Genomic DNA, 17,017 nt, shown 5'->3' with positions numbered 1-17,017 from the left:
AATAGCGCTACATTACCGCTTCATTTCAGAGGGGCTTTATGGAAATCGATGAAAAAGAGCATCAACCGTAAAACAAATAAATATTTTAAATCAATAAATTAACAAGATATCAGTGCCATTAAATCGCACCTGCGTCACCAGGATTTCCGATGGAATAAATTTATTACCCGCCGCATTTACTACTACATTCCCGCATGTTTGAATGATTCTCAATTACATATCCTGAACGCCGTGGCTTGGTGTAAACGGGTAATTATTTTTATTTAGGGCAATGATTTTCATCACTTTTTACTGCCGTACTGCGGCAGTTTTATGGGAAACAGACAGATGACACAGTTATCCCCAACGTTCACGGGACTCACTGGCCGCGCGCTTTTTTCGCTGATTTTTGTTGGGGCGGTTAGCTCCCCTGCACTGATGGCGGCGGAAAAAAATGTAAGCGGCGATACGGCAAAAAAAGAAGACACGATGACGGTGACTGGCGCAACTTCGCAGGCCGACCAAACCGTGACCGAGGGTTACCAACCACTGAGCAGTTCCACCGCAACGCTCACCTCAATGCCGCTGCTGGATATCCCGCAGGTGGTGAATACGGTGAGCGATAAAGTGCTGGAAGATCAGCATGTAACTTCACTAGATGAAGCGCTATATAACGTGGCAAACGTCGTGCAAACCAACACTCTTGGCGGCACTCAGGACGCATTTACCCGCCGTGGATTTGGCGCTAATCGCGATGGTTCCATCATGACTAACGGCTTGCGCACGGTGCTACCACGCAGTTTTAACGCCGCGACGTCGCGCGTAGAAGTATTGAAAGGACCGGCTTCTACCTTGTACGGGATCCTCGATCCCGGCGGGTTAATTAACGTCGTGACCAAACGCCCGGAGCGCCGTTTTTCTGGCGATATTTCAGCAACCTCCAGCAGCTTTGGCGGCGGCACTGGCCAGCTTGATGTCACCGGGCCAATTGAAGGCACGCCGTTGGCGTATCGGCTGATTGGTGAATACCAAAACGAAGACTACTGGCGAAATTTTGGCAAGGAGCGCAGCAGTTTTATCGCCCCTTCCCTGACCTGGTTTGGTGACGATGCCACCGTAAACCTGTCGTGGTCACACCGTAACTACCACACCCCGTTCGATCGCGGCACTATTTTTGATTTGAATACCAGCCATGCGGTCGATGTGCGGCGCGATGAGCGCTTTGACGAGCCGTTCAATATCACGCAGGGCAACTCCGATTTGGCGCAGGTTAATGCCGAATATCGCCTGAACAGCCAGTGGACTGCCCGTTTCGACTATGCATTCAGCCAGGATAAATACAGCGATAACCAGGCGCGGGTGATGGCCTATGACGCGAAAACCGGCAACCTGACGCGCCGCGTTGACGCCACGCAGGGTTCAACCCAGCGAATGCACTCCACGCGGGCGGATTTACAGGGCAACGTGATTATCGGCGGCTTCTATAACGAGATTCTCAGCGGTATTGCCTATGAGAACTACGACCTGCTGCGCACCGATATGATTCGTTGTAAGAATGTGAAAGGCTTTAATATTTACGATCCGGTGTACGGCACGCTGAATAAATGTACCAGCGTTTCGGCCTCCGACAGCGACCAGCGCATCCAGCAAGAAACCTACGCCACCTACGTGCAGGACGCGCTGTATCTCACCGATAAATGGATTGCCGTTGCCGGTGCGCGCTACCAGTATTATACCCAATACGCTGGCAAAGGCCGCCCGTTCAAAGAGAACACCGACAGCCGTGATGAGAAGCTGACGCCAAAATTTGGCCTGGTGTATAAACTCACACCGTCGGTATCGCTGTTCGGGAACGTCGCCCAGTCGTTTATGCCGCAGTCGTCAATCGCCAGCTACATTGGTGATTTACCACCTGAAGAGTCAACGGCCTATGAAGTGGGCGCGAAATTTGACCTGTTCAACGGCGTCACCTCCAATATCACGCTGTTCGATATTCATAAGCGCAATGTGCTTTACAACGAAACCATCGGTGATGAAACGGTGGCGAAAACTGCGGGAAAAGTGCGCTCACAAGGGGTGGAAGTGGATGTTGCCGGTTCACTGACCGACAGCATAAACATTATCGCCAGCTATGGTTACACCCATGCCAAAGTGCTGGAAGACCCAGACTACGCCGGTAAACCACTGCCGAACGTGCCGCGCCACACCGGTTCGCTGTTCCTGACTTATGACATTAATAATGTCTATGAAAACAATACGCTAACCCTCGGCGGCGGCGGACACGCGGTAAGCCGTCGCTCTGGCACTAACGGGGCGGATTACTACCTGCCAGGCTATGCGGTGGCAGATGTGTTCGCGGCCTATAAGATGAAGTTGCAGTATCCGGTCACCCTACAGGTTAACGTCAAAAACCTGTTTGATAAGACCTACTACACCTCGTCGATTGCCAGCAACAACCTGGGTAACCAAATTGGCGACCCGCGCGAAGTCCAGTTCACGGTGAAGATGTCGTTCTAATCCGTACGCGGCCCCGCTCCGGGGCCGCCTTTACATACTCTTTCAAAGCATCCTCACTTCCCTACAGTTCCCTTGCGCATAATAGTCACTTTAACTTTTAATCAACATCTTGTGACCTCAAGGGATACCCGTGATAAAACGTACGCTGCAACTTTCGCGTTGGTTGGTGGGGCTATTGCTCGCCGCTAGCGTCGCGCTGCCGGTCAGCGCCAATACCTGGCCTCTGCCGCCGCCAGGTAGCCGTCTGGTAGGCGAAAACCGTTTTCATGTCGTTGAAAATAACGGCGGTTCGCTGGAAGCCATCGCCAAAAAATACAACGTCGGTTTCCTGGCGTTGTTGCAAGCCAACCCAGGCGTTGACCCCTATGTTCCGCGCGCGGGTAGCGTGCTCACCATTCCACTGCAAACCCTGCTCCCGGACGTCCCGCGAGAAGGTATCGTGTTGAATCTTGCGGAATTACGCCTTTATTACTACCCGCCGGGCAGCAATAAAGTCACCGTCTACCCTATCGGCATTGGTCAGCTGGGCGGCTCAACCGTTACGCCAACCATGGTGACAACGGTGTCTGATAAGCGCGCCAATCCGACCTGGACGCCGACCGCGAACATTCGTGCGCGTTATAAAGCACAAGGGATCGACCTGCCAGCAGTGATGCCAGCAGGGCCGGATAACCCGATGGGTCATCACGCGATTCGCCTGGCGGCATACGGCGGCGTCTATCTGCTACACGGCACTAACGCCGATTTTGGTATCGGAATGCGGGTAAGTTCCGGCTGCATTCGCCTGCGCGATGGTGATATTAAGGCGCTGTTCGATCAGGTAAAACCCGGCACGAAAGTCAGCATTATCAATACGCCTATCAAAGCATCGATTGAGCCGAATGGCGTGCACCTGGTAGAAGTTCATCAGCCGCTCTCCGAGAGCATTGATGATAATCCGCAGACCCTGCCGATCGTGCTCAATGCCAGCATGAAAGCCTTTAGCCAGAACCCAAAAACCGATGATACGGTGATGAATAAAGTGATGGATGTCCGTTCGGGGATGCCGGTTGACGTGACTCGTCACCAGGATATCGCTCAGCAGAATCTGTAAACGCGACAAAAGTAAAAGGCCCTGGGCGGGTTACGCTCAGGGCCTTTTTTATGGCAGTGACATAAGCATTTTGAGGGTTATCAACGCAAATTCATTCAGGCTGCGGCGCGAAGCGAACCCGACTCGCCAACCGGAGTCAGCGGCTCGGGTGAGGGAACGCAGAGGCCGTCTGAAAGAGGCTGCGTAAAATGCTTATTTATAAATTACCGCAGTGCCGTGCAGAGAGTTCGGGCCGCTCACGGAGGTGATACGGAACGATTTCGCACCCATTTCATCCGCTTTCTGCGCTAATTCTTGTTCCAGAGAAGCCAGGTTCGGGCCTGCGCTCGCCGCGATATTGCCGACTTTATGCTGGTCTGCTGGAGTGGATTGCACTTCAACAGCGGCAAAACTTGCAAATGACAGTGAACTAAGGACTGCTGCGATGGCCAGGGCTTGTACGTTTTTCATGATTATTACCTATGCAGATGAATTTTTGTAGGTCAGACGTTATTAACTTAACGATCGATAAATTAATAATAATGAGATCTGCGTCACACGTCAATGTCATTTTTATAACGATCGTTTGGTAAATAATAATTCATATATTTTTCATATGAATATGCTGAAAATTTTTTTAGTATCATAAGCGCTAGCCCCTGCTGGCAATTATTTTTATAATGAATGTTCACTAAACCGACTAAGGTAGGCGGCGCGATGACAACTGATACGCAAAGTTGCGCGAAAAAAGGCCGTGGGCGACCTAAAGTATTTGACCGGGAAGCAGCGCTGGATAAAGCCATGACGCTGTTCTGGCAGTATGGCTATGAAGCGACATCGCTTTCCGATCTCGTTGAAGCGACAGGTGCGAAAGCCCCGACGCTGTACGCGGAGTTTGTTAATAAAGAGGGGCTGTTCCGTGCCGTTCTTGACCGCTACATCACCCGCTTCGCATCGAAAAATGAGGCCTGCTTGTTCTGCGACGAGCAGCCGGTGGTTCAGGCGTTACGCAATTACTTCACTGCGGTTGCCACCTGTTTTACCAGCAAAGACACCCCTGCCGGGTGCTTTATGATAAACACCTCGTCGGCGCTGGCGGCATCGTCAAAAGAGATAGCCAAAACCATTAAGTCGCGCCATGCGGTACAAGAGCAGACGCTGAGCCAGTTTTTACAACTGCGTCAATCGCGCGGCGAAATTCCGGCGGATAAAAACATCGGCGAACTGGCGCTGTTTTTAAGCTGTGTTTTACAAGGGATGTCCATCAGCGCCCGCGAGGGTGCAAGCTTTGAAACGCTGATGCAGATTACTGAAACCACTCTCAAGCTGTGGCCGCATATGCTGAGCGAATAGACGAGTTTCAGGGTGTAAGGTAGTCGTGATTCGGCAAGCGCAGGCTTGCCGATTTTATTGGGCGACAGCAAGATAAAAAAACGCCCCGCAGCCTGAGTGATTGCGGGGCGAATAATAGGTTAGTGCTTTTTTAGGCTTTATTCAGAACCAACTGGCCGTTGTTATCCAGCGGAATCTGGCTGCCAGGGTCTTTGTCCATACGAATTTTGCCCTGCCGATCGCCGATTTTATACGTCACGTCGTAGCCGAGCATTTTCTCTGATTTGTCATATACCGTTTTGCAGCGCTGTTCGGTGGTGGTGTAGGTGTCGTTGTTTTGCATCGACCCCTGCACCTGGTTACCGGCATAGCCGCCACCCAGCGCGCCCACTACCGTCGCCACATCTTTACCACGACCACCGCCAAACTGATGGCCGATAACGCCGCCCGCAACGGCGCCAAGCACCGAGCCGGTAATACGGTTTTCATCCTGAACTGGGCGACGATGCGTTACCGTCACGTTGCGGCACTCTTTACGCGGGTTTTTAACCGTTTCCTTGATAGGCGTGGCAGAAATAACCTGTGCATACTGCGGGCCACGATCGAACACGTTCATGCTCGCGACTGCGGCAACCCCAAGTGCGGCGGCGACGCCAATACCTATACCCGCCAACATTGATTTATTCACGGGAGATCCTCCTTTGTTGCTATTACTAACAATTTTGCAACTGATTGTTAGCAGTGCCAATCAGACAGAGGATTAAAAACGGGGATTTATGAGGGAATACAGGTGTTTCGGAAGATTCTGAGGGGATTCCCGAAGGCGGCGTTAGCGCCGCCTTCGGGGGCAAGCGAGGATTAATGCAGTTTCAGACGTGGACGAATAACGCGGTTAATACTGCCCACCAGCATCATCAGACCCGTTTTGCAGTAACCGTGCAGCGCAATCTGGTGCATACGGTATAAAGAGATGTAGACCATGCGCGCAATGCGCCCTTCTATCATCATCGAACCGCGCATCAGGTTGCCCATCAGGCTACCGACCGTCGAATAGTTAGACAGCGAAACCAGCGAGCCGTGATCTTTATAGCTATAGGCTTTCAGCTCTTTGCCCTTCATCTGCGCCAGAATGTTGTTCAGCGCGCAGGTCGCCATCTGGTGCGCTGCCTGAGCGCGCGGTGGCACAAAGCCCCCTTCAGGGCGCGCACACGATGCGCAGTCGCCAATCGCGTAAATATCCGGGTCGCGAGTAGTTTGCAACGTCGGTTCGACCACCAGTTGGTTGATACGGTTTGTTTCCAGGCCGCCAATTTCTTTCATAAAGTCTGGCGCTTTGATACCCGCCGCCCACACCATCAGGTCGGCATTAATGTACTCGCCGTCTTTGGTGTGCAGGCCGCCTTCGTCAGCGCTCGTCACCATAGTTTGCGTCAGAACACGCACGCCCATTTTGGTCAGCTCGCTGTGCGCCGCGCCGGAAATACGTGGCGGTAGCGCAGGCAGAATGCGCTCACCGGCTTCCACCAGCGTTACGTTCAGCGCTTCGTTGTTCAGCCCTTTATAGCCGTAGCTGTGCAGTTGTTTTACCGCGTTATGCAGTTCCGCCGACAGCTCTACACCGGTCGCCCCGCCACCCACGATGGCGATATTCACTTTGCCATTCGCGCCAAGGTTCGCGGAATATTTCAAGAACAGGTTCAGCATTTCGTGATGGAAACGACGCGCCTGATGCGGGTTGTCGAGGAAAATGCAGTTCTCTTTCACGCCCGGCGTGTTGAAGTCGTTAGAGGTGCTGCCCAGAGCCATCACCAGCGTGTCGTACGCCAGTTTACGCTCAGGAACCAGCAACTCGCCCTTCTCGTCACGCAGCTCCGCCAGGGTGATGGTTTTCGCTTCGCGGTTAATATCCATCACCGAGCCAAGCTGGAACTGGAAGTGATGATTGCGTGCATGGGCCAGATAGCTCAGCGCATCAACGCCTTCATCCAGAGAACCGGTCGCCACTTCGTGCAGCAGCGGTTTCCACAGATGGCTATGATTTCTGTCCACCAGCGTGATTTTTGCTTTTTTATTCCGGCCAAGCTTTCTACCCAATTGAGTAGCCAGTTCCAGGCCGCCAGCGCCACCACCCACAATTACGATTTTCTTCATTGGTGTAGTCACGTGACCCCCTTAAAATTTATTAACCAATTGTTAATTAAAAGTTATGAATATAGCCTTTAATTAACAACAAGTTACCAGTACGAAACCATTCAGCTGCAATGAGAATAACATGAATGGTGCATTGGTCATACCAAAATTGATGTGCATCAAGTTTTATCGCGCAGAAGTTGAGCGAACGCGCGACCAGGGGTGCTTCACGCGTGAAGCCAGGTTAAAAAATTAACAAAAAAAAGCCCCGGCAGCGCGAACGTTGCCGGGGCTTCTGAAGCGTTTTATCAGCCTAATGTTTTAAAGGCTTTGATGCGCTGGAGATGCGGCGAAATATTTTTAAACTTATGCCCCTGCTCTTCATCCCAGATGATTTCATAGTAATGATGCAGGGCTTCTGCGGAACGCTGGCTGTTCAGCGCTTCATCATTGCGAGAAAGGATCGCCAGGCAGCGATCGCGGTTTTTCTCGCGGAAGTTATTCACGCATTTAGTCGCAATGTCGGCGTACTCTTCCGGGCGGTCAATTTTGCCGTCCATGTTCTCATTCGGGAACAGATTCGGGTTAAACATCACCTGGCGAATATCGCACAGGAAACCAATACGCTCTGCCCAAAAGCCGCCAAGACCGACGCCACAGATAAGCGGCCTTTCGTCGGCACACAATTGCAGCATTTTATCGACTTCCTTCAGCAGGTGCTGCATATCATGTTTGGGATGCAACGTGCTGTAGCTAATCAACCGCACATCGGGGTCGATAAACTGAAGCTGTAGCACTTTTTCATGGTTCCCAGGGCTATTTGAGTCAAAACCGTGCAAATAGATAATCATCTTGTCCTCACCACACCATTACTCCCACACCGGGAGGGTTAATGACCAGCCTTCACATCCTGCCAGCGTTCGTGGAGCTGTTCCAGTTGAGCGCTAACCGTTTTCCAGCGGGCGGAGTCCATCAGTTCCTGACGGCTAAACGAACCTTTATGATACAACTTCGTAACACGCTCAGCATTGATCGGAGACAGATTATCCAACACACTGACAGCGCCTTTACGATTATTACAGACGAGGATCATATCGCAACCGGCATCCAGCGAAGCCTGCCCGCGTTCGGCATAGCTGCCCATAATCGCCGCACCTTCCATCGACAGGTCGTCAGAGAAAATCACGCCATCAAAGCCCAACTCGCCGCGCAGCACCGTTTTCAGCCAGTGCGGGGAGCCGCTGGCCGGACGCGCATCAACCTGATCATAGATAACGTGCGCTGGCATAATCGCGTCGAGCGCGTTTTCGCTAATCAAGGCGCGGAACACCGCCATGTCTTTCTCGCGGATTTCCGCCTCAGAACGCGGGTCGTGCGGCGTTTCTTTATGGGAATCTGCCGTCACAGCGCCGTGCCCAGGGAAGTGTTTACCGGTGGTTTTCATTCCCGCGCTGTGCATCCCGTCAATAAAGTGGCGCGCCATCGCCAGCGCTTTATGCGGGTCAGCATGATAAGAACGCTCACCGATAGCCGTACAGATGTGGCCGACATCCAGCACTGGTGCGAAGCTAATGTCGATGTCCATAGCAATCATCTCGCTCGCCATCAGCCAACCGGCGTCTGCGGCCATACGACCGCCCGCCTCTTCGCCCAGCACCGCAGCAAAAGATTGCGCCGCCGGTAAGCGCGTGAAACCCTCACGAAAACGCTGTACACGGCCACCTTCCTGGTCAACCGCGACCACCAGTCGGTGATGCGAAGCGCTGCGAATCTGGCGTACCAGTTCGCGCAGTTGCTCCGGGTCATGATAGTTACGGGTAAACAGAATTAAGCCACCGACCAGCGGGTGCGCCAGAATTTCACGTTCTTCGGCATCCAGCTCGTAGCCTTCTACATCCAACATTACTGGCCCCACACGGCCTCCTTTTTATCCTTTAGCTGGCTCCATATTTCATTGGCCAGCGCGATGAATTGTACGTCGCCGGTCTGTTGCCAGCGACACTCGAACCAACCCGCCATCAGCATTAATACCCACGGTCGCCAGCGCATAACATGCTGCCACAGGCAATCAGGGGCTATTCGCGCCAGCTCGGCGTAGGTAAACGTTAGCTGCTGACGTTGTCTCTTGTCTGGCGTCCATACTGCCGCCAGTTCCAGTGCGACATCACCATCACCGGCATACTCCCAGTCGATAAGCCGTAACCCGTCGTCGGTATGGACGATATTCCCGGCATGAACATCCATATGCAGCGGGGCCAGCCGTAGCGCGCGCGGCTCACCACGACGGCGCAGGCGCTGTAAACCACGCAGCCAGAACGGCGTACGCCGTGCCGGGTCGCACTGCTGCCAATACTGCTCGAGCAGCGGCAATAGCGAAAGCGACCAGCCAAATCGGCGCTGATGGTGTAAATCATACAGGAGTGTAGCGAGTGGGCGATGCGCCGGAAGCCCGTTTTTAATCTCTCCGGCTAAATATTCGACGGCCATCCAGCCAGGGGTATAAAAAACCGGCTTCGGGGCAAGCGTAGAAGGTAACTGCCGCAGGGCGTGATATTGACGAAGAAAGTCGCTTTCCGGCGCGTCGGGCGAGTGATGCTGACGAAGAACCAACCGCCGGTCGCCGTTTTGCACGATACAGCTACTGCCGCTCAGCCCCGAGGTTTCGGGGCTGTCAACCAGATGATAGTGCGGAAATTCGCGTGATAACAGGGCATCACGCGTGAGCTTATTGTTGCGCAACCGCACCCTTACCTGACCACACAATTTCACCGCTCTGCACCAGCATCAGTTGCATTTGCAGCGTCGGCGCATTCACATTACCGGTCGCGTTAGTGTACAGCACGTATTGTGCGCCCACTTTACGCGCGATACCTATCGCTTTGCTACGCGAACCCAGGCTGTCTTGCGGGGACAGGCCCAGTTGCTGTTTTGCCACCGCAAGCTGCGGAGCAGAAACGAGGGTAAATTTGCCATTGCCCTCCAGCGCATTACGCAGTGCGGAGGTCGCCTCTGCCGCATTCAGCGAGCCGTTAGTACGGTTGTTGACGCTATCAACCAACAAAATGCTGCCCGCGTTAACCCCGTTAGTCTGGAGCATTTTTGCCGCCAGCGGCTGTGCAGCGCCGTTCCAGTCGTAATGACGTACGCGCGGCGCAGGCTGCCCGGACGCGTCCCCGCCATGCTCAATAGGCCCTGGCTGCTGTGGAATTGTCGGCACGGATGGCACGGTCGGTTCCGGCTGCGGCTCTACCGGCTGTTGTGGCTGCGTTTGCGGATTCGCCGTCTCTACCGGAGCCGGATTTTCACGGATCACACACCCGCTCAGAAACAGTGCCAGAGAGGCAATTAACGCATAGCGACCTATATTACTCATTCCAGTTTACCCCTTACAGATAAAGATAAAGCCGGGCTTTATGTGCCCCAAGGCTGTTAGCCGTCCCGTACACGGTAACCGCGCCCATCGGCGGTACGGTTACACTGCGCGGCGCTTCCAGTGGGTGAATTTCCAGCCCTCTGGCGTCATACCAATAAAAACGATAGTGAACAGTGACCGGCTCTCGCCTTTCGTTGAACAGTTTTGCACTGGCGGTCGCCTGAATATCCGACGAGCTGAACTCAGGCGATTCCGCACTGATTCCCGCCGCCAGAACGTTCGCTTCCATCACCAACGTTTGCTGCTCGCTCACGGCGATTTCCGGGCGCGAATGACACCCGGCAAGCAGCGCGGTACAAAGCACAAGACCCAGACATGCCGATTTCATAGATTAGCCTTTATGCGCCAGCATCGGCCCCAGCGGGCGGCCGCCCACCAGGTGCATATGAATGTGGTAAACTTCCTGACCGCCGTGACGATTGCAGTTCATGATCAGACGGTAGCCGTCTTCCGCGATGCCTTCGTCACGAGCGATTTTTGCTGCTACGGTGATCATGCGGCCCAGGGTTTGCTCGTGCTCTGCCGTCACATCGTTGGTGGTGGCAATCAGCGTATTCGGGATGATTAAAATATGGGTCGGAGCCTGTGGAGAAATATCGCGAAATGCGGTAACCAGTTCATCCTGATAAACCATGTCCGACGGGATTTCACGACGGATAATTTTGCTGAAAATCGTTTCTTCTGCCATAAGGAATTCCTTTATTATTCTCAAATGCTGTCGGTAAAATCGTTACCGGCGAACAGGTTACACGCCAGAGTATGAGCGAGTTACAACCCCTCTTTCAACCGGAATGCATTTTTTCTTTTCTTACGCCAGCCCATCGCTTACTTGCGTAGCCATTGGCCGTTAATCCCCTGCACATATTCACCCGGCAGTGCTTTTTCAATTAATTTTTTGCCCGCCATACGTGCAACATCCTGCGGTGACATCTGGTTACTTTGCGCCAACTGCTGATAGCTTTCGCTGCGCGCCTGGTTGATTTTTTTCACCAGTACCAGCGTGTCGTTATCCTGGGCGATAGGCGCCAGGTAACCGCCCTGCGTTTCCCCCACGCGCCCCTGTTGGCGAGCTTCTGCCAGCGTTAATGCCAGCGCGTTGACGCTAAACAGGCTGAGCGCCAGCAGTGCGATAATCCGCATTTTTCGCATCATGACCTCAGAATAAATCGCTACGTGATTTCAGTAGATCCTCAACGTCCTTATCGGCTTTGATGCGGATCTCGTGTTCAATCTTCACGTTCATATTGATAGTTATCGGCTCTTTTGGCGCAGCGACTTCGATACGCGGCGTACATCCTGACAACAAACCGGTGGCCATCAATCCCAGTATGGCAGTAGATAATTTCATTATTGCTCCTTACATTCCGTGCCGCTGCGACACGGCGCACCGGGAAGGGTCGCGTGTTGCTCAAGCCATGACTGAAGTTTGTCGCCAAAGCGCAAACTTCGCCACAAATCAAAAACATTCTCCTGGTGCGTGTAGTTAAGCTGCACCGTGCTGCGCTTCTCGTCCATCACCCCCGTACCGGTTACTGTTGCTTGTAGCGTCAACAGGCCCAGACTATTGAGATTAATGCGCGTCCACGAGCGAGAAATTTCCAGATAACGCAGCCAGTTGATCGCCGCCCCCGCCGCAATATTGTCATCGGCCACCGCATCAGCGGTGTCTTTATCAAGGCGTAACGTCATTGGGCCGGGGTTGTGCAGCCAGCCATCTTTAATAATCCACTGGCTGTCGTTCAGCCACAGCGGCAACGCACCGTCCACTGGGCCAGACATAGCAAACTGTTTCGGGTTAACCGCACTTATCAACTCACTCATCGAGATGTGCTGTAAGCGTAGCAGCGCGGCGTCATGCTGCGGCATCCGTAGCTGTTGCATCGTGACTTTGCCGCCGAGCACATCAACGCTAACGTTACTGAGCTGCAACGGCGAACGCTCGCTCCACGGCCAGGTGCCCTGGAGATCGGCGGTAATATTACGCGCGGTGACCTGGTTGACGATTTCCGCAATTCGCAGCGACACCGGGCGACGGGTTCCCAACTGCCATTCCCCTGCTTTGAGGCGGAACGGCAGCACAAAATCCACGCCGCTCACTTCGTTGTCCGGCATCCAGGCGCTACCGTCACGCAGCACGCCGTGCCCACCGGCTTCAAACCCTTGCCCCGCAGCGGCGGAGAACGCCACCTGCGCGTACAGCGAGCCATCGCGGAGCTTCATTTTCCAGTCCGGCGGTAATAAAGGCTGGAACACGGTCAACGACTGCTTTGGCCACCACGCCTGCCCGCGCAGACGCTCGCCATCCCAGCGCCCGTTCACCCGAATGGGGCCGATAGCCTGCGCTTTTAAATCACCTTTAAACTGGAAAAAGGTCGGGTCACGGCCTTGCACGCTAAACGTCAGCGCGGAGGCAGGCAGTACACTACCGCCGGTGAAACGCGTTTCGTTGGCGTCCAGCGCCAGCGAGCCAGAAAAAGACGGATGCTGCTCATCGCGGAGCCAGTGGATGGGTTGTTTCAGCGTCAGGCGCGGTTTATCGATGGTCATCGTGCCGTACTGGAGCTTATCGAAACCGGTCGAGAGCGTATTCAGCACAATCGCACTGTCGCGCCACTCCCCCGTACCGGCAACATCCCAGCGCGCATTCATCGGCGTAAAATGACCATCGCCCCAGTAACGCCACTGCCACGTGCCTTTGTCCGGCATAAAGTTATCGGCTTTACCGTCAAGGTGCAGAATAAAATCACCGGTCTGCTGTTCATGGGCGCGCAAAATGGCCTGTAACCGACCGTCGATCCCCTGAGTAGAGAGGGTCACTCCGGCCAGCGGCCAGCTCACATCGTCGATATTTAGCGCGTCAATGAGTCGCCCACGGGAGCGCAGCAGTGCGCCTGGCTGGAAAGCGAGGATCGGCGTTGCCAGCGGGCCACTGAGATGCGCCGGCAGACGGGCGTAGAAAATCAGATCGCCCTGTTTGGCTTCCCCCGTCAGCTGCAACGGCATCTCGCTGTTATCCATGCTAAGCCGACCCGGCCCCAGCGTTAGCACGGCGTTGCCTTTCCCCGCATCACCGGCGGTCAGCACGTTGAGGCGCCCACTGATCCGCGTGTTATCAAGCCCTTGCTGCCAGTTTTCCAGCTTAAGGCCGACACGCCCGCTAAGCGGGATCCCCGCCTGATACGGCCAGCTCCAGCGGCCATCGCTAATGGTGAGTTGCTGTTCGGTTAGCTGCCACGGTAAGTCAATCAGCGGGTCATCTTCGCCGCGCGCCAGCATCAGCAATTGCCCCTGATTACCGTCCCATTCCAGCTCGGCATCCACCAGCGACGGGACTTGCGGCACCTGGAACGAAGACGTCAGGTGGCCTTTGATCGGCAAGCCATCGGGAACCAGCGGCATGGTAAATTCACCCACGAGCTGAATCGGCGCTTCGCCTTCAATCAGCCCCGCTTTAAACTCGCTCACGGTCAGCGACTGCCCCTGCAAACGGGCGTGAAGGCTAACCTGTTCACCTTCGTATTCCAGGCTCTGGCGCTGCGGACTAAGAGAGACATTGAGTTTACCCTGCCATTTTTCCCAGGGTGAAACGCTCAGAGAATCAATCGTTAACCAGGTATTGGGCAGCATCGACTGCCACTGGGCCAGCGTGCGCGGCGCACCAGGAACGGCATCGTTGGACGGCAGTTTATTAAAGCAGACAGAATTCAGGTTGACTGAGGCGGCATGAAGCTGCCAGCGGCTGGGATGTGACAATGTCACGTCCTGTAAGCGCGCCAGCTCGCAATCACCGACTAAATAGCGGAGATCGGGGATATGCAGCGCCGAGCGAGTTAAACGCGGGCTTTCATTCAGGGCAATGCGCGTGCCCGCCGGAAGCCAAATCCCCACTAAGGTAGGAACCCAGTAGCCAAGCGTCATAACCAGCGTTAGCGGCAAAAGGACGAGCAGCAGAAACAGCGCTAAGGCGGCTTTGTATTTACCCTTCATGGGCCAATTAATATCCAGATTTATCAAGCGTAAACGCCGTATATGGCTGATATTGTGTCATGTTGAGCCGCTGAGTTAAAGTCGCGACGCCCTTTTAAGAATAGATGAGATGATGTGGTATGAGGGAAATGTATTTCTTTGTTCAATAAATGAAAGCAAAACCCCCGCGCCGCGCTCAACCGTCAACGGACAACAGCCTCGGCACGCGCCGATGCGCCCCCTTTTTTCCGCCAATGGTGGAATTTTCAATTATGTTGCTGAAAAAATAGAAAATTATTGTAATCTACAGCATCGCATAAAACGCTTATACTTGCTGCTAACGCTCTTCCGTCGCTCTGCGATTAAACTATTTTTTAAGAATTGTATGATAATTTTAGCCATGCTAATCTGACTTAAAAATCACCGGAGAAAATTCCTATGAAAATCGCCGTATACAGCACAAAACAGTACGATAAAAAGTATCTGCAGAATGTGAATGAGGCATATGGCTTTGAGCTTGAATTTTTTGACTTTCTGTTAACGGAAAAAACGGCTAAAACCGCGCACGGCTGCGAAGCCGTATGTATTTTCGTTAACGATGACGGCAGCCGTCCGGTGCTGGAAGAGTTGAAAAAGAATGGCGTGAAATACATTGCCTTACGTTGTGCGGGCTTTAATAACGTTGACCTCGATGCCGCCAAAGAACTGGGTTTGCGCGTGGTGCGTGTGCCAGCCTATTCGCCGGAAGCGGTAGCAGAACACGCCATCGGCATGATGATGACGCTGAACCGTCGTATTCACCGTGCTTATCAACGTACGCGTGATGCCAACTTCTCACTGGAAGGCCTGACCGGTTTTACTATGTACGGCAAAACGGCGGGCGTTATCGGTACGGGGAAAATCGGGATTGCCGCGATGCGGATTTTGAAAGGCTTCGGTATGCGTTTGCTGGCCTTTGATCCGTATCCAAGCGCTGCCGCGCTGGAGATGGGTGCAGAATACGTTGACCTGCCAACGCTGTTCTCGCAGTCCGACGTTATCTCTTTGCACTGCCCGCTAACGCCTGAAAACTATCACCTGCTGAATGCGGAAGCCTTTGCGCAGATGAAAGATGGCGTGATGATCGTCAACACCAGCCGTGGTGCGTTGATTGACTCGCAGGCGGCTATCGATGCGCTGAAAAACCAGAAGATTGGTTCACTGGGGATGGACGTCTACGAGAACGAGCGCGATCTGTTCTTTGAAGACAAGTCGAACGATGTGATTCAGGATGACGTATTCCGCCGTCTTTCTGCCTGTCACAACGTACTGTTCACCGGCCATCAGGCGTTTTTGACGGCAGAAGCGTTGACCAGCATTTCAGAAACCACGCTGGAAAACCTGCGTCAAATCGACAACGGAACAGACTGCCCTAACGCGATAGCATAATGCGCACTGCTCCCTGGCGCTTGTCGGGGAGCACTTTCGGACAACCCCCAGAGACATCACCCGCAGTACAGTTACAATTCCAATATATTCATCCAGAAAATATTTATAAGAAGTGTAGTGACATGAAAAAAGTCTTATGCCTACTGGCGGCGAGCACTTTACTCGCCGGATGCGTTTACAACAGCAAAATGTCTACCAACGGCGAGCAGCTCCAGCATCACCGCTTTGTCCTGGAAAGTGTGAATGGCAAAGCCGTCAACAGCAGCAAGCCGCTGGAGCTGAGCTTTGGTCAGAAAATGCCGCTGCTTAACGGCATTTATCTGTCTGCCGAAATGTGCAACCGGTTTTCCGGGACCGCTAAAATCGCCAACGGTGAACTGAGCGCCCCAAATATGGCGGTAACGCGAAAAATGTGTAGCGACCCGCAGCTTAACCAACTGGACGCGACGCTAAGCACCATGCTGCGCCAGGGCGCTGAAGTGGATTTAACCGAAACTCAACTGACGCTGGCGACCGCAGATCAGACGCTTATCTACCGTCTTTCCGACCTGGTACACTAAGCGCCGTTAGTAGCTACCGCAGCTACCGACTGCCAGCGATTGTTCGCTGCATCGCTTGCCGTTAGGCAACGCGCACATACCAATACTTGAACCGTCCAGTTGACGTGCGGCGGAAAGCGTTCCGCCAATCATGGCGCAGTTTGCCTGGCCTGAACTGGACATCGCCGCTCTCATTCCCGGCGTAACGTGTGCGGCAGTTGCCTGTTGTACAGGTTCACTGCTGCACGCGGACAATAACAGCGCCGCACACCCGATTAAAAACGCAGATCGCATCACTCCCCTCCGAATCGCAAAATAAAAGCAAACCTATGCATCATAGGCAGTGCAGCGCCGTCCGTCGAGAGACGAAACGCGCATTTATGCACTACTGAAACATTTTCTGGCAATTTAGTGCAGCGTAAACATTCGTCTCGCCGATATAGATGCACCAAAGGACACAAATGCAAAAATGATTCAGCCTGCGGTTTGCTAAACTTCAACAGTATGCCGCGTCCTTTTGGCAGCGTAATGGATGACGAATGCAGCACCATGACCCACGAAAGGGTCAATACACAATAAATTCTCGGTTTGCGGCAATGCCGTGAACCTATTTTTGCGCAA

At 53.5% G+C, this 17,017-nt stretch carries 18 protein-coding genes; 5 read left to right on the top strand and 13 right to left on the bottom strand.

From position 1 onward, the window contains the following. Positions 1-327 precede the first annotated feature (327 nt). Positions 328-2,496, top strand: coding sequence for a TonB-dependent siderophore receptor (locus AC6I4B_RS11285; RefSeq protein ID WP_497771725.1), 2,169 nt, complete (start codon positions 328-330; stop codon positions 2,494-2,496). 133 nt (positions 2,497-2,629) lie between these two features. Next, positions 2,630-3,589 carry a L,D-transpeptidase LdtC gene (ldtC, locus tag AC6I4B_RS11280; RefSeq protein ID WP_497772119.1) on the top strand — a complete coding sequence of 320 codons (960 nt, stop codon included), beginning with the start codon at positions 2,630-2,632 and terminating at the stop codon, positions 3,587-3,589. Positions 3,590-3,781: 192 nt separating this feature from the next. On the opposite strand, the gene bhsA is transcribed toward ldtC, so the two are convergent. Next, positions 3,782-4,039 (bottom strand): multiple stress resistance protein BhsA, encoded by a 258-nt coding sequence (gene bhsA / locus AC6I4B_RS11275; protein WP_497771724.1) that lies wholly within the window; start codon positions 4,037-4,039, stop codon positions 3,782-3,784. 246 nt (positions 4,040-4,285) lie between these two features. On the opposite strand from bhsA, the gene AC6I4B_RS11270 reads away from it, so the two are divergent. Further along, on the top strand, positions 4,286-4,921 hold the full coding sequence (locus AC6I4B_RS11270) for a TetR/AcrR family transcriptional regulator (RefSeq protein WP_497771722.1): 636 nt from the start codon (positions 4,286-4,288) through the stop codon (positions 4,919-4,921). A 130-nt stretch (positions 4,922-5,051) separates the two neighbouring features. Here AC6I4B_RS11270 and AC6I4B_RS11265 read toward each other — a convergent pair whose 3' ends face one another. From AC6I4B_RS11265 to AC6I4B_RS11215, 11 genes are all read right to left on the bottom strand, one after another. After that, positions 5,052-5,588, bottom strand: coding sequence for a glycine zipper 2TM domain-containing protein (locus tag AC6I4B_RS11265; protein ID WP_497771721.1), 537 nt, complete (start codon positions 5,586-5,588; stop codon positions 5,052-5,054). A 170-nt stretch (positions 5,589-5,758) separates the two neighbouring features. Then, entirely contained in the window at positions 5,759-7,063 is a 1,305-nt protein-coding gene (locus AC6I4B_RS11260) for an NAD(P)/FAD-dependent oxidoreductase (protein WP_497771719.1), read from the bottom strand. A 275-nt stretch (positions 7,064-7,338) separates the two neighbouring features. Beyond that, on the bottom strand, positions 7,339-7,881 hold the full coding sequence (gene ycfP / locus AC6I4B_RS11255) for an alpha/beta hydrolase YcfP (protein WP_497771718.1): 543 nt from the start codon (positions 7,879-7,881) through the stop codon (positions 7,339-7,341). A gap of 38 nt (positions 7,882-7,919) precedes the next feature. Then, a complete protein-coding gene (gene nagZ, locus AC6I4B_RS11250; RefSeq protein ID WP_497771716.1) occupies positions 7,920-8,945 on the bottom strand; it encodes a beta-N-acetylhexosaminidase in 1,026 nt (341 codons plus the stop codon). Continuing rightward, complete coding sequence (thiK, locus tag AC6I4B_RS11245) at positions 8,933-9,775, bottom strand: thiamine kinase (RefSeq protein WP_497772118.1); 843 nt, start codon at positions 9,773-9,775, stop codon at positions 8,933-8,935. The genes nagZ and thiK overlap by 13 nt, the downstream gene beginning before the upstream one ends. After that, the gene (gene lpoB, locus AC6I4B_RS11240; protein ID WP_497771715.1) at positions 9,756-10,403 is read right to left on the bottom strand and encodes a penicillin-binding protein activator LpoB; all 648 of its coding nucleotides are present in this window, start codon (positions 10,401-10,403) and stop codon (positions 9,756-9,758) included. The genes thiK and lpoB overlap by 20 nt, the downstream gene beginning before the upstream one ends. Positions 10,404-10,416: 13 nt before the next feature. Further along, positions 10,417-10,791, bottom strand: coding sequence for a YcfL family putative periplasmic lipoprotein (locus AC6I4B_RS11235; protein ID WP_497771713.1), 375 nt, complete (start codon positions 10,789-10,791; stop codon positions 10,417-10,419). A gap of 3 nt (positions 10,792-10,794) precedes the next feature. Beyond that, a complete protein-coding gene (hinT, locus tag AC6I4B_RS11230; RefSeq protein ID WP_497771712.1) occupies positions 10,795-11,151 on the bottom strand; it encodes a purine nucleoside phosphoramidase in 357 nt (118 codons plus the stop codon). A 137-nt stretch (positions 11,152-11,288) separates the two neighbouring features. Continuing rightward, entirely contained in the window at positions 11,289-11,612 is a 324-nt protein-coding gene (locus AC6I4B_RS11225) for a YdbL family probable chaperone protein (protein WP_497772116.1), read from the bottom strand. A 7-nt stretch (positions 11,613-11,619) separates the two neighbouring features. After that, positions 11,620-11,811 carry a YnbE family lipoprotein gene (locus AC6I4B_RS11220; protein WP_497771710.1) on the bottom strand — a complete coding sequence of 64 codons (192 nt, stop codon included), beginning with the start codon at positions 11,809-11,811 and terminating at the stop codon, positions 11,620-11,622. Continuing rightward, positions 11,811-14,450 carry a YdbH family protein gene (locus tag AC6I4B_RS11215; RefSeq protein ID WP_497771709.1) on the bottom strand — a complete coding sequence of 880 codons (2,640 nt, stop codon included), beginning with the start codon at positions 14,448-14,450 and terminating at the stop codon, positions 11,811-11,813. Before AC6I4B_RS11215 ends, AC6I4B_RS11220 begins: the two co-directional genes overlap by 1 nt. 417 nt (positions 14,451-14,867) lie before the next feature. Between AC6I4B_RS11215 and AC6I4B_RS11210 the strand changes: the two genes are divergently transcribed. Both AC6I4B_RS11210 and hslJ read left to right on the top strand, forming a co-directional pair. After that, positions 14,868-15,857: a 2-hydroxyacid dehydrogenase gene (locus AC6I4B_RS11210; RefSeq protein WP_497771707.1), complete on the top strand. Its 990-nt coding sequence runs from the start codon at positions 14,868-14,870 to the stop codon at positions 15,855-15,857. Positions 15,858-15,979: 122 nt separating this feature from the next. Further along, a complete protein-coding gene (gene hslJ / locus AC6I4B_RS11205) occupies positions 15,980-16,417 on the top strand; it encodes a heat shock protein HslJ (RefSeq protein WP_497771705.1) in 438 nt (145 codons plus the stop codon). A gap of 6 nt (positions 16,418-16,423) precedes the next feature. Here the strand turns inward: hslJ and AC6I4B_RS11200 are convergent, their stop codons facing one another. Continuing rightward, positions 16,424-16,690: a putative hemolysin gene (locus AC6I4B_RS11200; protein WP_497771704.1), complete on the bottom strand. Its 267-nt coding sequence runs from the start codon at positions 16,688-16,690 to the stop codon at positions 16,424-16,426. Between the last annotated feature and the right edge of the window lie 327 nt (positions 16,691-17,017).

This window comes from Kluyvera fluvialis (genome assembly GCF_059725275.1).
Note: the sequence above shows the minus strand (reverse complement) of the source record. Positions and strands in the feature narration are given on the sequence as shown.

Coding starts and splice junctions, on each gene's coding strand:
- AC6I4B_RS11285 (WP_497771725.1), top strand. CDS start 328: ATGACACAGTTATCCCCAACGTTCACGGGACTCACTGGCCGCGCGCTT.
- bhsA (WP_497771724.1), bottom strand. CDS start 4,039: ATGAAAAACGTACAAGCCCTGGCCATCGCAGCAGTCCTTAGTTCACTG.
- AC6I4B_RS11270 (WP_497771722.1), top strand. CDS start 4,286: ATGACAACTGATACGCAAAGTTGCGCGAAAAAAGGCCGTGGGCGACCT.
- ycfP (WP_497771718.1), bottom strand. CDS start 7,881: ATGATTATCTATTTGCACGGTTTTGACTCAAATAGCCCTGGGAACCAT.
- lpoB (WP_497771715.1), bottom strand. CDS start 10,403: ATGAGTAATATAGGTCGCTATGCGTTAATTGCCTCTCTGGCACTGTTT.
- AC6I4B_RS11235 (WP_497771713.1), bottom strand. CDS start 10,791: ATGAAATCGGCATGTCTGGGTCTTGTGCTTTGTACCGCGCTGCTTGCC.
- hinT (WP_497771712.1), bottom strand. CDS start 11,151: ATGGCAGAAGAAACGATTTTCAGCAAAATTATCCGTCGTGAAATCCCG.
- AC6I4B_RS11225 (WP_497772116.1), bottom strand. CDS start 11,612: ATGCGAAAAATGCGGATTATCGCACTGCTGGCGCTCAGCCTGTTTAGC.
- AC6I4B_RS11220 (WP_497771710.1), bottom strand. CDS start 11,811: ATGAAATTATCTACTGCCATACTGGGATTGATGGCCACCGGTTTGTTG.
- AC6I4B_RS11215 (WP_497771709.1), bottom strand. CDS start 14,450: ATGAAGGGTAAATACAAAGCCGCCTTAGCGCTGTTTCTGCTGCTCGTC.
- AC6I4B_RS11210 (WP_497771707.1), top strand. CDS start 14,868: ATGAAAATCGCCGTATACAGCACAAAACAGTACGATAAAAAGTATCTG.
- hslJ (WP_497771705.1), top strand. CDS start 15,980: ATGAAAAAAGTCTTATGCCTACTGGCGGCGAGCACTTTACTCGCCGGA.
- AC6I4B_RS11200 (WP_497771704.1), bottom strand. CDS start 16,690: ATGCGATCTGCGTTTTTAATCGGGTGTGCGGCGCTGTTATTGTCCGCG.